This window comes from Haloplanus sp. XH21 (assembly GCF_023276355.1).
Taxonomy (GTDB): domain Archaea; phylum Halobacteriota; class Halobacteria; order Halobacteriales; family Haloferacaceae; genus Haloplanus; species Haloplanus halobius.
The window spans coordinates 1,157,460-1,171,439 of record NZ_JALLPL010000001.1 but is presented as its reverse complement, the minus strand read 5'-3'; the positions used below and the strand labels follow the sequence as shown (position 1 = coordinate 1,171,439).

Here is a 13,980-nt window from a genome sequence, read left to right as displayed (position 1 = left end):
TTACCCTTGTCGGAGAGAGGCAGGGGTATGGCCTCCATCGAGAACGCGGCAGCCCTGGCATCGACCCGTGGCCGCGAGACGGCGCTGGCCTGTCTCGAAACGGGCATCGAGGCCGCGCGACCGGAGCGCGTCGTCGCCGAGTCGATCCGCCTCGACGACGACCGGCTCCACGTCGGCGACGCGACGTATGATCTCTCTAACGTCGACCGCATCATCGCCGTGGGCGGCGGAAAGGCGGCCGACGGCGTGGCCGATGCGCTCGAATCGGTCCTCGGCGGCCGGCTCGACGCCGGGGTCGTGGTCACGCCCGATCCGAGCGATGGCGACCGCATCGATCGCCTGCGCGGCGACCACCCCGTCCCCAGTCAGGCGGGCGTCGAGGGCACCGAGCGCATCCAGGAACTCGTCGCCGACGCCGACGACCGGACGCTCGTGCTCGCGATCATCACGGGCGGTGGGAGCGCACTGTTGCCCGCCCCCGCCGACGGCATCACCCTCGAGGACCTCCAGGCGACGACCGACGCGCTCCTCGACGCGGGCGCGGAGATCGGCGACCTCAACGCCGTGCGCAAACACCTCTCGACGCTCAAGGGTGGCGGTCTCGCGCAACTCGCCGCGCCGGCGACGGTCGCCAGCCTCGTCTTCAGCGACGTCGTCGGCAACGATCTGAGCGTCATCGCCAGCGGGCCGACCGCGCCGGACGGCTCCACGTACGCCGACGCGCTCGACGTGCTGGAGCGCTACGGCGTCGACCCGCCACGGTCGGTGTGGGAGCGACTGGATCTGGGCGCGGCGGGCGACCTCCCCGAGACGCCGGGTCCCGACGACCCGATCTTCGACCGCGTGACGAACCACGTGCTCGCGGACACCTTCACGGCCATCGACGCCGCGCGCGAGGTGGCGCGCGACCGGGGCTACCACCCCTGCGTGCTCTCGTCGTCCGTCCGCGGCGAGGCCCGCGAGGCGGCGCTGACCCACGTCGCCGTCGCCGAGGAGGTGCTATCGACGGGGAATCCGATCGACCCGCCGGCGGTCGTCCTCTCGGGCGGCGAGGCCACGGCGACCGTTCGCGGTGACGGCGTGGGCGGCCCGAACGCCGACTTCGCGCTCGCGGCGGCGGTCGAACTCCCCGACGACGTGACGCTCGCATCCGTCGACACCGACGGCCGCGACGGCAGCAGCGACTTCGCGGGCGCCATCGTCGACAGCGACACGGTCGACGACGTGCCGGCCGCGCGCGAAGCGCTCGCCAACAGCGACGCCTTCGGCCATCTCCGTGACCGGAACGCCGTCATCAGCACGGGCGCGACGGGGACGAACGTCAACGACCTGCGCGTGGTAGTTATCGACTGAGGCGGCCGCAGTACGTCAGTGCCGGCGGTCGCCGACTGTCGATACACCGGACACCGGTCCGTCTGAGAGACGGATGGCTGGTCGGCGTCGAAAGAGAGGAGAAAATCGGCCCGTCGAGGCCGGCAGCAGGAACGCGGCCGTTAGCGAGTCGCCGAGTCGAGGACGAGGGTGTCGTCCTCGAGGTAGTGTTCGAGGTGGTGAGCGTGGTCCTCGAGCGTCAGGAGCTGTTCCCGAAGGAGTTCGGCCGTGGCGTGGTCGCCGAGCCCTTCGGCGAGGTCGACGTGGTCGCGCACCGTCTCGATGATGTCGCCGTACATCTCCATGTCGTTCCGGAGCGACGTGCGGATGTCGTAGACGTCGTCGCCCTCGGGGTCGACGGGGGCGTTCTCTTCGAGCCGCTTGCCGCCCGCGAGCGGGACGCCGCCGAGCGCCTGAGCGCGCTCCGCGAGTTCGTCCGCGGCTTCCTCGGCGTCCGCGGCGGCGTCGCCGAGGAACAGGTGGAGGTCGCGGAACTCCGCGCCTTCGACGTTCCAGTGGTGCTTTTTCAGCTGGTGGTAGAGGACGTACGTCGCGGCGAGGTCGGTGTTGAGCGCCTCGACGAGCTGCTCTACTTTCTCCTGTTCGAGGCGGAGCGCCTCGGTCGCTTCGACCGAATCTGCCTGCTGTCGGACCGATTTTTGCGTGCTCATTGCGTTTCTACGTACGCCCTCCACCCACTTACCCTTTTCCGCTGAGACTCGTTCACACGCGCTGAGGAGCCATAATTCCGGCGTTAACGGTGCTGTCGCGGCCACTTAGATCGGGGCATCTCCGGGGAGAACGCCACCCGAGAGAGGAAGGTTTTGTACCCCGGTGCCGTATCGGTGGCTATGGCAGACTTGCTGCCCTCGCGTCCCGACACCTCTGCGGCGGAGGAGGCCGAACCCCGTGTCGTCGGTCTCGACAACGAGGACGCCGACGACCTGCTGTCGGCGCTCTCCTCGGACACCGCCCGAGAGGTGCTCGCGACCCTCCACGACGACCCAGACACGCCCTCCGGCGTGGCGGAGCGTGTCGACACCTCGCTCCAGAACGCACAGTACCATCTCGGCAACCTCGAAGACGCGGGCCTCATCGAGGAGATAGACACCATCTACTCCGAGAAGGGCCGGGAGATGCGGGTGTTCGCCCCCGCCGACCGGCCGCTCGTGGTCTTCGCCGGGAGCGAAGCCGAGAGCGGCGGTCTCGAGAGCGCGCTCAAGAGCCTTCTCGGCGCTATCGGCCTGCTCGGCGTCGCGAGCGTCCTCGTCCAGTGGTATCTCGACGAACTCCCCCTTCCGGGGCTCGCCCAGACGGGCGGTGCGGGCGCCGACGGCGGGGGCGGCGAGGTGTCCACGCTGGCGACGGAGACGGCGCCGACCGCAGCGGACGCGGCCGGCGGACTCCCGCCGGGCCTGCTCTTTTTCCTCGGCGGCCTCGCGACGCTCGCGCTCGTCGGTGCGGTCTGGTACGTCCGGCAGCGGTAGCGTCGCCACCCCCGTAGCTATTCATACTCCCCGAACCAAACCCTCGGTATGGAGCACACCGCCGAGGTGGCCGGCATCGGGGTGGGCACGAGCGACGACGGATCGAACGTTCCCGCGGTCCTGTTGACCGCTCGGGAGGAGTATCTCCCCATCGTCATCACGGCCGATCAGGCGCGAACCATCCAGCTGGGCCTGTCGGGCGAGCCGTTCGAGCGCCCGCTCACCCACGATCTGCTGGTCGAGATGCTCACGGAGTTCGGCGGCGTCGTCGACGGTATCCGCATCGACGACCTCGCGGACGGCACGTTCTACGCCAAGGTTGACGTGGAGCGCTACGACGACGGCGAGCCTCGCAAGTTCGTCTTCGACGCCCGCCCGAGCGACGCCATCGCGCTCGCGGTCCGGAGTGACTGCCCGATCACCGTCACCGACGCCGTGCTCGACCGGGCCGGGCGCCCGGAAGACGAGTTCGAACCCGAGCGCATCGACGACTTCGACGACGACTGATAGGGGGAATCGGGTGGACTTTTCACCGCCCCGCGCCACCACAGCCCCATGGCAGGCGATACGTCGACGCTCGCGGAGTCACACACCGAAATGACGGAGATGGTGCTCCCGAACGATACGAACACGCACGGGCGGTGTCTCGGCGGCGTCGTCCTCCACTGGATGGACGTCTGTGGCGCCATCGCCGCGATGCGCTTTGCCAACGAGGGCGTGGTCACCGCGTCGATGGACCACGTCGACTTCAAGAGCCCCATCGACCTCGGCGAGGTGGTCGTCATCGAGGCATACGTCTTCGCCACCGGTCGCACCAGTCTGGACGTGAAAGTCGAGGTGCGCGCGGAGAACCCTCAGACGGACTCGGAGCGTGACACCACCTCCTCGTTTTTCACGTTCGTCGCCGTCGACGACGACGGCACCCCGATTCCCGTCCCGGATCTGGAGTGTCCCACGGAGGGCGAACGGCGACTCCGCGATGCGGCCATCGACGACCGCGCGGCGCAACTGGAGCGCCTCGCCGAGCGCATCGAGCGGTGAGCGACTTTTTGCCGCCAGCGCGCGTAGGTGGCGTATGAGCCTCGACGTGGACCCACCGGCCCCACCCGAACTGACGGACGACGCGGTCGATCCGGACGAGTACGACGACGCCGATGTCGTCGCCGACGCGGACTACCGCCGCGAGGAGCTCGAAGCCTTCCTCCGCGACGGCGCGTGGGCCGACGCCTTCGCGCAGTGGGCGGCCGACACCGACCTCGACGAGGCGGACTGGCGGATCGTCCGCGACCTGGACATGCTCCAGGAGTTCGACTTCTTCTGGGACGACTTCGCCGATCGCGTGGGGTATCACGCGCCCGGCATCCCCGAGGACTGGAAGGAGCGCGACTACCACCCCGACATCGACTCCTGGAAGACGGTGTCGTCGATCAACGCGTCGCTGACGGAACTCGGGCAACTGGTGTGTGAGGTGCTGAAAGACGAGTGGATCGACTGGGAAGCGGCGTACGACGCGCCCGACGACCTGCCGGAGTTCTAGCGGTCGCGAACGAATCGGCGGAGCGGCCCGCCCCGGCGCCAGGCGGCCTCACACGCCAGCCACGCGCCGCCGACGCCGACGGCGATCAGGGCCGCAAGGAACCCCCACGGCGACAGCCACACCGGACGGTACCAGGGCGCGCGGTGGGCCCACCAGCCCGCAGTGGACTGCCCCGCGTCGGCGACGGGCGTCCCCGGCCGTCACCCGCTCCAGCCAGGCGCCGGGGCCCGCCCGACTGGCGGCCGGCGAGTCGCCCGCACCGCCGCGGACGGTGTAGGTGCCCACGTCGCGTAATACTCCCAGACGACGCGACCCGTCGGCGTCACCTCGATCACGCGGTGGCCGAGGCTGTCGACGACGAGCGTGTTTCCGTTTGGTAGGCGGTCGGCGTCACGGGGCCACGTGAGGTTGCCCGTGAGCGTCCAGGTCCGGTTCCAGGATCCGTTCTCCCGGGCGTACTCCACCACGCGGTCGTTCTCGCTGTCGGCGACGAGCATCGTCGGCGTGCCGTCAGCGCCCCGCAGGAAGTCGGGGTTGTGTTGGGCGTGAAGGGTTTCCGTCTCGCCGTCGCTCCCGAGGCGCATCTCGATGTCGTCGGTCGTGCGGTTGATGAGCAACACCTGATCGAAGTTCCGCGGCGAGACGAGCAGGCGATCGTCACCCACAGGGTCGACGTCGTTGACGTGAGTCCAGTCCGCGCTGTCGGCGCCACCGGCGGTGTCGTGCGGGAAGTGGTCCGCGAACCGCCACTCCCAGGTGACGGCGCTCTCCGACCGGTTCCAGACGACGACCCGATCGCCGCTGGTGCCGTTCTCGACATCCGCGCGCATGTGTGCGACGACGAGACGGCCGTCGTCGAGGCGGTCGACATCGTGCGTATCGGTAAAGGGCAGACGCTCGGTCCAGACGCGCTCCCGCGTCTCGCGGTCGAGTTCGCAGACCAGCGTCTCTCCCGCGCGGGGACTCACCACGAGCAGGTTGCCGTTGGGCAGCGGATCCACGTCGTAGAACCAGCCGGCGGCACCGTGGGCCCCTCGTACTGCCACCGCAGGTCGCCGTCGGGAGCGATGGAGAGGAGTCGTGGCGGTCGAGAGCGGTCGAACTGCCCGGCGAAGTGGACGCCTTGCGTGCTGACGACCGTCGCGTTCGACGGTTCGGCGTCAACGGTGCCGGGGCCGAGCGAGCCGTCGTCGACCGGATCGTACGCGAGTGTCGATCCCGTCGACAGGAGAAGGAGCACCAGGACGGCGAGGGCGAACGTCAGTCGGAGACGGGACCGAGTGGACACGGCGAGAGGTGGACGGGACCACCACCTGAACGCTTTGGTTTCGCCGCATCCGATCACCCGCGATCACCGTTTTGATATACGCACGGGGATAGGGTCGGGTATGGACGAGATCAGTGACCAGTACACGCCCGAGGACGTCGAGTCCTCGGTGAACGCGTACTGGGACGAACACGACGCGTACGCGGCCACGAAGGAGGCCCACGCCGACGACCCCTCCTTCTTTTTCGTCGACGGGCCGCCGTACACGAGCGGGCAGATGCACCTCGGGACGGCCTGGAACAAGACGCTGAAAGACGCCATCATTCGCTACAAGCGGATGGAGGGCTACGACGTCACCGACCGCCCGGGCTACGACATGCACGGTCTGCCCATCGAGGTGAAAGTCGAGGAGGAACTCGGCTTCGACTCCAAGAAGGACATCGAGGAGTACGGGATGGAGGCCTTCATCGAGGAGTGCAAGTCATTCGCGGAGCGCAATCGCGAGAAGATGGACGAGGACTTCCAGTCCATCGGCGCGTGGATGGACTGGGACGACCCCTACCGCACCGTCTCGCCGGAGTACATGGAGGCGACGTGGTGGGCGTTCAAACAGGTCCACGGGAACGGCCTCGTCGAGCGGGGCAAACGCGCGGTCAACCAGTGTCCGCGGTGTGAGACGGCCATCGCCGACAACGAGGTGGAGTACCACGAAATCGAGTCACCGTCGATCTACGTCAAGTTCCCTCTGCAGGACCGCGAGGGGTCACTCGTCATCTGGACGACGACGCCGTGGACCATCCCCGCAAACGAGTTCGTCGCTGTCGACTCCGAGATGACGTATCAGGCCGTCGACGCGACGAAAGGCGGCGAGACGGAGCGACTCTACATCGCCGAACCCTGCGTCGAGGACGTCCTGCGCGAGGGGCGCTACGACGACTACGAGGTCGTCGCGGAGTACGCAGGCGAGGAACTCGTGGGCTGGGAGTACGACAACCCCCTCGCCGAAGAGGTCCCCGACCACGCCGCCGGCGAGGGCATCGGCCAGGTGTACGCGGCGGACTATGTGGAGGCCGACCGGACGGGTCTCGTCCACTCCGCGCCCGGCCACGGCCAGGAGGACTTCGAGCGCGGCCAGGAACTCGGCCTCGACGTCTTCTCGCCAGTGTCCGGCGACGGCACCTTCACCGACGAGGCCGGCGAGTACGCGGGCCAGTTCGTCCGCGACGCCAACGGCGACATCATCGACGACCTGGACGCGAAGGGCCGTCTCCTGGCGTCGGGGACTCACTCCCATCGCTACGGCCAGTGCTGGCGGTGCGACACCGACATCATCTATCTCGCCACGGATCAGTGGTTCATCACCGTCACCGACGTCAAAGACGACCTGCTGGACAACATCGACGACAGCGAGTGGCACCCCCAGTGGGCGCGGGACAGTCGCTTCCGGAACTTCGTCGAAGACGCGCCGGACTGGAACGTCTCCCGGCAGCGCTACTGGGGGATTCCGCTCCCCGTCTGGGTGCCCGAGGACGACCCCGACCCGAGCGCCGAGGACATCCTCGTCGTCGGCACGCGGGAGGAACTCGCGGAGCGCGCCGACCAGGACATCGACCCCGAGTCGGTCGACCTCCACCGGCCGAGCGTCGACCCCCTCACTATCACGGAGGACGGCACCACTTACGAGCGCGTGCCGGACGTGTTCGACGTCTGGATCGACTCCTCGGTGGCGACCTGGGGCACCCTCGACTACCCCAGCGACGAGTCGCGGTTCGACGACCTCTGGCCCGCGGATCTCATCGTCGAGGCCCACGACCAGACCCGCGGCTGGTTCTGGTCGCAGCTCGGGATGGGAACGGCCGCCCTCGGCGAGATTCCCTACGACGAAGTCGTGATGCACGGCTTCGTCAACGACAGCGAGGGCCGAAAGATGTCGAAATCGCGGGGCAACATCGTCACGCCCGAGGAGGCCATCGACCGCTTCGGCCGCGACCCGCTTCGCGCCTACCTCCTCTCGCACGACCAGCACGGCGTTGACCTCTCCTTCGAGTGGGAGGGCCTCGGCGAGATGCAGTCGACGCTCAACATCTTCTGGAACGTCTTCCGGTTCCCGCTGCAGTACATGCATCTCGACGACTACGACCCCGCCGACGCGAGCCTGGACGACGGGGAACTGACCGTCGTCGACGAGTGGGTGCTCTCGCGCCTGCAGTCGGTCAAAGCCGAGGTGAACGAGGCGTGGGACGACTACGCCGTCCACGACGCGCTGAACGCCGTCCTGGAGTTCGTCACCGATGATGTCTCGCGGTTCTACGTCAAGGCCATCCGCGAGCGCATGTGGGAGGCGGAGGACTCCGCGTCGAAGCTCGGCGCCTACGCGACGCTCGCGACGGTGCTCGATGAAACGGTACGCCTGCTCGCACCGGTCACGCCCTACCTCGCCGAGGAGATGTACCAGCATCTCGACGGCGACGCGACGACGGTCCACCAACTCGCCCACCCGGCGGTCGACGAGGCGTGGCGGGACCCGGCGCTCGAAACCGAGATGACGGTCCTCCGGGCCGTCGAGGAGGCGGCGGCGAACGCCCGTCAGCAGGGCGGCCGCAAACTCCGCTGGCCCGTCCCGCGCGTCGTCGTCGAGACGGAGCACGACCGCGTCGCCGACGCCGTCCGCTCGCTCGATTCGCTGCTCGGCGCCCGAGTGAACACCCGAGTAGTCGAGGTGACCGACACCTTCGAGGAACTCGTCGAACGCGCCGAACCCGAGATGGGCGTCATCGGTCCCGCCTTCGGCGGCGAGGCCCAGGAGGTCATGGCCGCCATCAAGGGGCGCCGCCGCGACGAACTCGCCGACGGCGACGAGACGCCCTACGCCGTCACGGTCGACGGCGAGCAGTACGACCTCACCGAGGAGATGGTGTCGTTCCGCGCCGAACCGCCCGAGAACGTCGCGAGCGCGGAGTTCGACGCCGACATCGACGGTGGCGACGAGAGCGCCAGCGGCACCGTCTACGTCGACACGTCGCTCACGGACGACATCGAGGCCGAGGGGTACGCCCGCGACGTGGTCCGGCGGATCCAGGAGATGCGAAAGCGACTCGACCTGGACGTCGACGAGCGCATCCGGACGCGCATCGACATCGACGACGACCGGGTGGCCGACCTGGTCGACCGCCACCGCGACCTGATCGCCGAGGAGACACGAACCGCGGCGTTCGACGCCGACGCCGACGACTTAGTCGAAGAGTGGGACGTCGAAGGCGTCGCCGTCACCATCGGTATCGAGCAGTTGGACGCAGAACAGACGGCGTAAGCGCGCGCCGGTTTCGTTTTTCCTCGCGACGGGCAACCGATCAGAGAGTATCGCAACTGCCTAGCGATTCGCGGCGAGCATCTTCGACGACCGCTGAGAGCACCTATCAGCGGTTTCGAGGCGAAGCCTCCGGCCTCAAGGAGCAAGGACTTCCGACGCCGGACGGAAGGACGACGCGAGTAGGCCGGAGAGGAAGCCGACAACTCCCCAACCGTCCACGGACTGTAGCCGTCCCCTTCTCCCCAACGCTAATAAACCACCCGGCAGACATCTGACGTATGGGGGTGCGGCGCACTGTCCCAGTCAAACTCGACGTAGGCAGTCACGACGCCGCACTTCTCCGCGAGACAGTCGATGAGTTTCTGTGGGCCGCCAACTACGTCGTAGACCACGCCTGGCAGGGCGAATACAAGACCACGAGCAAGGCCCAGTTGCAGGCAGAAACCTACGATGAGGTGCGTGAACAGACGCGTTTGCACGCAAACCTCGTCCAGAACGCTCGCAACAAGGCCGCCGATGCCGTACAGGGCGTCGTCGCTCGCTGGAAGCAAGGTGAGGACGCTGGCAAACCACACTTCTCGACGCCGACTGTGGTGTACGACAAGCGGTGTGCGACCTTCCACGACGAGTACGTGTCGCTGGCAACCGTTGACGGGCGCATCGAGATCGAGTACGTCCTGCCCGAAAACGAACGCGATACACCTCACAGCCGGTATCTCGACAACGACGACTACGAGGTGACAGGCGCAGAACTCCACTACAGAGACGGCGAGTGGTTCCTTCATCTCCGAACAAAGACGGAGATGGAGACCGGCACGCCGGAACAGGCAACGACCGGGCACAGCACAGTCCTCGGCGTTGACCTCGGCGTGAACCAACTCGCTGTCACTTCGACAGGGACGTTCTGGAGTGGGCATGAGTTCGACCACTGGCGACGGGAGTACGAAAAGCGGCGGGCGTCACTCCAGCAGTGTGGATCGCACCACGCTCACGAGAATATCCAGTCGGTCGGTCGGAAAGAGACGGGGCGCTTCAAACTGATGCTCCACCGGATTGCGAACGGCATCATCGAAGAAGCCGCCGAAACTGGCTGTACGGTCATCGCCTTTGAGAAGTTGACTGGTATCCGTGACCGACTTTCCGGTGCGTCGTGGGGCCATAAGTGGGCCTTCGAGCGGGTATACGAGTACGTCGAATATAAGGCCGAACTCCGCGGCATCGATGTGGATCAGGTGGATCCGGAGAACACGTCACGTCGCTGCTCGCACTGTGGGTTCACGCATCCAGACAACCGCGACGCCGAGGACTTTGAGTGCCTGAAATGCGGCTACGAGAACCACGCGGACTACAACGCCGCCAAGAACATTGGACTGCGGTATCTCCGCCGTAACCAAACTGGAGACGGCGGAGGCGCACCCGTAGGCGTGCGCTTGAATCGCGGGACGTTGAACGCGAACGGAGCGTATGACCCTCCTGCCGGAGATCCCGGCCAGAGCAGGAGTCCACGCGAAAGCCCCACCCTCAACGAAGCGAACAGCGAAGCCGTGAGCGAGTAGGGTGGGGTAGTTTACTCCCAGGTCAACCCTTCGTAAGTGATGCCCTCGCGGCGGTCGACGACGCGCCGGCCGTCGATGACGACCCGTTCGGACATGAGGTCGAACTCACGGTCGAGGTCCGAAAACTCGGGCCAGTCGGTGACGATCAGGACCGCGTGCGCGCCCGAGAGCGTCGGCGAGGGCGAGGCGAGATACTCCACGTCGGGGAACCGCTCGCGCATGTTGTCGGCGGCGGCGGGGTTGGGATCGTAGGCGATGATGTCCGCACCGCGTTCCTGCAGGCCCTCGACGATCGGGATCGCCCGCGAGTTGCGCACGTCGTCCGTATGGGGCTTGAACGCGAGGCCGAGGACGGCCACGCGCTCCCCCTCGACATCGACGTGCTGGTCCATCAGGTCGAGCATGCGCTGGGGCTGGCGGTCGTTCACGTCGATGGCCGCCTGGAGGAGTTCGGGGTCGTACCCTTGCTCGCGGGCCGCGGCGACGATGGCCGAGACGTCCTTCGGGAAGCAGCTGCCGCCCCACCCGGCGCCGCTCCGGAGGAACTGCTCGCTGATGCGGTCGTCGAGGCCGATGGCGTCGGCCACCTCGTAGGCGTCGACGCCGAACTCCTTGCAGATGTTTCCGATGTCGTTGATGAGGCTGACCTTCGCCGCGAGGAAGGCGTTGTTGGCGTATTTGATCAGCTCCGCCTCGCGGAGGCCCGTCCGGACGACGGGCACGTCCTGGGCGTCCAGAATCGGCGCGTACACCGCTTCCAGCGCGTCGAGCGCGCGGTCACCGTCGTCGCTCGTCCCGAAGACGAGTTTGTCCGGGTTCTGGAAGTCGGCGACGGCGCTGCCCTCCCGCAGGAACTCGGGATTCATCGCGAGGCCGAAGTCCTCGGCGACCCGCAAGCCCGACGTGCGTTCGAGCGCCGGCCCGACGACGTCCTCGGTCGTGCCGGGCGTGACCGTACTCTTGACGACGACGGTGGGATAGCCGTCGAGATCGCCGAGCACCTCGCCGAGCGCTTCGGCGCCGGCCTCGACGTACGTGGTGTCGATGCTGCCGTCCTCGTTCGCGGGCGTGGGGAGTGCGAGGAAGACGACCTCGGCGCCGAAATCGACCAGATCGTCGTAGTCGGTCGTCGCCCACAGTGTCGATCCGGCGTACCGGTCGAGGAGGCCGCCGAGGTCGGGTTCGGAGACGGGCGCCTCGCCCTCGTTCAGCGCCGTGACGGTCGACTCGTCGACATCGACGGTCATGACTTCGTGACCGAAGTCGGCGAGACAGGCCGCGACAGTCGTTCCGACGTAGCCGCTACCGACGATACCGATATTCATCACCTACGCGGTGAGACTGTGAGGCAAAGAGGATTCGGATGTACGGCGGTCACCGGCCATCGGCAGGCGCATCGACGGTGAACTCCGCGACGAGGGCGTCGAGGCGCGCAGGGTCGTCGGCGCCGGGGAGCGGTTCTTCGGCAGTGCGACACGCCCGATCGATCCCCAGGCGCTCACAGACGTGATCCGCCGTCGCCGCGGCCATCTTCCGAGCGGTCGTGAGTTTCCCGCCGACGACGGTGACAAAGCCGGCCGCGCCCGCGTCGGCGTGGTCGAGGAGGGCGAACCCGCGGGAGATGCTCCGGGCGTCCCCGCGCACCGCCTCGTCGGGCGCGTAGAGTGGGCGGACGCCCCAGTACGTCCGCTCGACCGCTCTCTCGGCGAGGGCGGGACACATCGCCGCACACTCGGAGAGGACGCGCTCGACGGCCGCACGCGGGCGCTCGAAGTCGTCGGGGTCGTCGACGGCGACGCTCGTGGTGCCGAGGACCGCCTCGTCGCCACGCGGAACGACGATGTCGCCGTCCGCGGGCGGGCGACACCGGTTGAGCACCGTGCCGACACCCGGGTTTTCGACGGCGACCATCACGCCACAGGTCGGCTGCATCGGCACGTCGACCCCCGCGAGCGCGGCACAGCGCTCGGCCCACGGTCCGGTGGCGTTCACTACCACCTCGGCGTCGACCATCGCGTCGAGGCGGCCGCCCACGGCGACGGTGTCGACGTGGCCCCCGGAGACATCGATGGCCTCGACCGGCGAATGAGCGTAGAGACGCGCGCCGGCGTCCCGGGCGTCGGCGGCCGTCGCGACGACCAGGCGGGCGGGCGAGACAACGGCGTCGGGGACCGCGAAGGCGCGCTCGACGGCGGGGCTCGCGGCCGGCACCCGTTCGCGGAGTTCGTCGCCTGACAGCGTCTCGACGGCCATCCCCAGATCCGCACACGCGGCGCGCTTGCGCTCGAAGTACGCGGGGTCGTCGGCAGCGAGTTGCAGAAAGTAGCCGCCCGTCTCGTCGAGACAGCCGGCGGCGATGTCGCGGAGAAGCCGGTTCTCCGCGAGGCAGTCGGCGGCGTCGTCGGGATCGCGCTCGGCGTAGCGCGCGCCGCTGTGGAGGACGCCGTGCGACCGGCCGGTGGTGCCGGCCGCGAGGGCGTCGCGGTCGACGAGGGTGACATCGATATCGCGAAGCGCCAGGTCGCGGGCGACGCTGACGCCCGTCGCGCCGCCGCCGACGACGAGGACGGTCGTCTCGTGCATGGTCGGTGGGTCAGCGCGTGCCGCCTTGACGGCGTCGATGGCCGGCGCATGACGCGCCGTTTATGGCGATTGCCCCGCTGGGATGGCGTATGGCGCCGCCGCTCGTACTCGACATCGACGGGACGCTGACGCGGGCCGACGGCGGGATCGATCCCCGGGCGTTCGACGCGCTCCGCGAATGGGAGGCCCCGATCGTCCTCGCGACGGGGAAGGCGTTCCCCTACCCCGTCGCACTCTGTCATTTCATGGACATCTCCGAACGGGTCGTCGCGGAACACGGCGGCATCGTCTGTGCCGACGACGAGGTGCGGGTGACCGTCGACGACGCGAGTCGTGCGGCGGACGCGGCGCGGGCGTTCGTCGAGCGCGGCGGGCAGATGGGCTGGGGCCGGGCCGACACCGTCAACCGCTGGCGGGAGACGGAAGTCGCCGTTCGGTACGACGCCGACGAAGCGCTGCTCCGGGCTGTCGCCGAGGAGTTCGGCGTCGAACTGGTGGATACGGGCTACGCCTACCACCTCAAACTCCCGGGCGTGGCGAAAGGCGACGGCGTCCGGTCGGTCGCCGAGACGCTCGCCCTCGAACCCGCGGACTTCGTCGCCGTCGGCGACAGCGAGAACGACGTCTCGACGTTCGAGGTGGTGGGCGAATCCTACGCAGTGGCGAACGCCGACGACCGGGCGCGCGACGCCGCCGACCACGTGACCGAGGGCGCCCACCTAGACGGAACGCTCGAAGCCCTGGCGGCGTGTCGCGACCGATGATCCCCGTCCGCCATCGTCTCGAGACGAGTCGCTATGTGGGCGTTCTGTTCCCCGTCCTCGGCGTCGTCATCGCCGGATTCCTGCGCGTCGTCGGCGACGACCTTC

14 protein-coding genes are annotated in these 13,980 nt (G+C 68.2%); 8 read left to right on the top strand and 6 right to left on the bottom strand.

Going from position 1 to position 13,980, the window contains the following annotated elements; genetic code table 11:
* Nucleotides 1-36 precede the first annotated feature (36 nt).
* Nucleotides 37-1,353 (top strand): glycerate kinase type-2 family protein, encoded by a 1,317-nt coding sequence (locus tag MXB53_RS05970; protein ID WP_425601215.1) that lies wholly within the window; start codon nucleotides 37-39, stop codon nucleotides 1,351-1,353.
* A 140-nt stretch (nucleotides 1,354-1,493) separates the two neighbouring features.
* Here the strand turns inward: MXB53_RS05970 and dpsA are convergent, their stop codons facing one another.
* A complete protein-coding gene (gene dpsA, locus MXB53_RS05965) occupies nucleotides 1,494-2,042 on the bottom strand; it encodes a DNA starvation/stationary phase protection protein DpsA (protein ID WP_248896469.1) in 549 nt (182 codons plus the stop codon).
* A 180-nt stretch (nucleotides 2,043-2,222) separates the two neighbouring features.
* Here dpsA and MXB53_RS05960 point away from each other — a divergent pair, with 180 nt between their 5' ends.
* From MXB53_RS05960 to MXB53_RS05945, 4 genes are read left to right on the top strand one after another with little or no spacing between them, the layout of a single operon-like run.
* Nucleotides 2,223-2,858 (top strand): ArsR/SmtB family transcription factor, encoded by a 636-nt coding sequence (locus MXB53_RS05960; RefSeq protein ID WP_248896467.1) that lies wholly within the window; start codon nucleotides 2,223-2,225, stop codon nucleotides 2,856-2,858.
* A 48-nt stretch (nucleotides 2,859-2,906) separates the two neighbouring features.
* Nucleotides 2,907-3,365 carry a bifunctional nuclease family protein gene (locus MXB53_RS05955; RefSeq protein WP_248896466.1) on the top strand — a complete coding sequence of 153 codons (459 nt, stop codon included), beginning with the start codon at nucleotides 2,907-2,909 and terminating at the stop codon, nucleotides 3,363-3,365.
* A gap of 48 nt (nucleotides 3,366-3,413) precedes the next feature.
* Nucleotides 3,414-3,899, top strand: coding sequence for an acyl-CoA thioesterase (locus tag MXB53_RS05950; RefSeq protein WP_248896464.1), 486 nt, complete (start codon nucleotides 3,414-3,416; stop codon nucleotides 3,897-3,899).
* 34 nt (nucleotides 3,900-3,933) lie between these two features.
* Complete coding sequence (locus tag MXB53_RS05945; RefSeq protein ID WP_248896462.1) at nucleotides 3,934-4,395, top strand: DUF7992 family protein; 462 nt, start codon at nucleotides 3,934-3,936, stop codon at nucleotides 4,393-4,395.
* On the opposite strand, the gene MXB53_RS15615 is transcribed toward MXB53_RS05945, so the two are convergent.
* From MXB53_RS15615 to MXB53_RS05935, 3 genes are all read right to left on the bottom strand, one after another.
* Complete coding sequence (locus MXB53_RS15615) at nucleotides 4,392-4,517, bottom strand: hypothetical protein (RefSeq protein ID WP_283102236.1); 126 nt, start codon at nucleotides 4,515-4,517, stop codon at nucleotides 4,392-4,394. The two genes, MXB53_RS05945 and MXB53_RS15615, sit on opposite strands and share 4 nt — an antisense overlap.
* A 78-nt stretch (nucleotides 4,518-4,595) precedes the next feature.
* Entirely contained in the window at nucleotides 4,596-5,441 is an 846-nt protein-coding gene (locus MXB53_RS05940; RefSeq protein ID WP_248896461.1) for an aryl-sulfate sulfotransferase, read from the bottom strand.
* Nucleotides 5,360-5,683 (bottom strand): hypothetical protein, encoded by a 324-nt coding sequence (locus MXB53_RS05935; RefSeq protein ID WP_248896459.1) that lies wholly within the window; start codon nucleotides 5,681-5,683, stop codon nucleotides 5,360-5,362. The genes MXB53_RS05940 and MXB53_RS05935 overlap by 82 nt, the downstream gene beginning before the upstream one ends.
* Before the next feature lie 100 nt (nucleotides 5,684-5,783).
* Between MXB53_RS05935 and ileS the strand changes: the two genes are divergently transcribed.
* Nucleotides 5,784-8,972 carry an isoleucine--tRNA ligase gene (ileS, locus tag MXB53_RS05930; RefSeq protein ID WP_248896457.1) on the top strand — a complete coding sequence of 1,063 codons (3,189 nt, stop codon included), beginning with the start codon at nucleotides 5,784-5,786 and terminating at the stop codon, nucleotides 8,970-8,972.
* A gap of 278 nt (nucleotides 8,973-9,250) precedes the next feature.
* Complete coding sequence (locus tag MXB53_RS05925) at nucleotides 9,251-10,528, top strand: RNA-guided endonuclease InsQ/TnpB family protein (RefSeq protein ID WP_248896455.1); 1,278 nt, start codon at nucleotides 9,251-9,253, stop codon at nucleotides 10,526-10,528.
* Between the two features lie 11 nt (nucleotides 10,529-10,539).
* On the opposite strand, the gene aglM is transcribed toward MXB53_RS05925, so the two are convergent.
* Nucleotides 10,540-11,853 (bottom strand): UDP-glucose 6-dehydrogenase AglM, encoded by a 1,314-nt coding sequence (aglM, locus tag MXB53_RS05920; protein ID WP_248896453.1) that lies wholly within the window; start codon nucleotides 11,851-11,853, stop codon nucleotides 10,540-10,542.
* A gap of 49 nt (nucleotides 11,854-11,902) precedes the next feature.
* Nucleotides 11,903-13,111 carry an FAD-dependent oxidoreductase gene (locus MXB53_RS05915; RefSeq protein WP_248896451.1) on the bottom strand — a complete coding sequence of 403 codons (1,209 nt, stop codon included), beginning with the start codon at nucleotides 13,109-13,111 and terminating at the stop codon, nucleotides 11,903-11,905.
* A gap of 89 nt (nucleotides 13,112-13,200) precedes the next feature.
* Between MXB53_RS05915 and MXB53_RS05910 the strand changes: the two genes are divergently transcribed.
* A complete protein-coding gene (locus tag MXB53_RS05910) occupies nucleotides 13,201-13,875 on the top strand; it encodes a phosphoglycolate phosphatase (protein ID WP_248896449.1) in 675 nt (224 codons plus the stop codon).
* The last annotated feature ends 105 nt before the right edge of the window (nucleotides 13,876-13,980 follow it).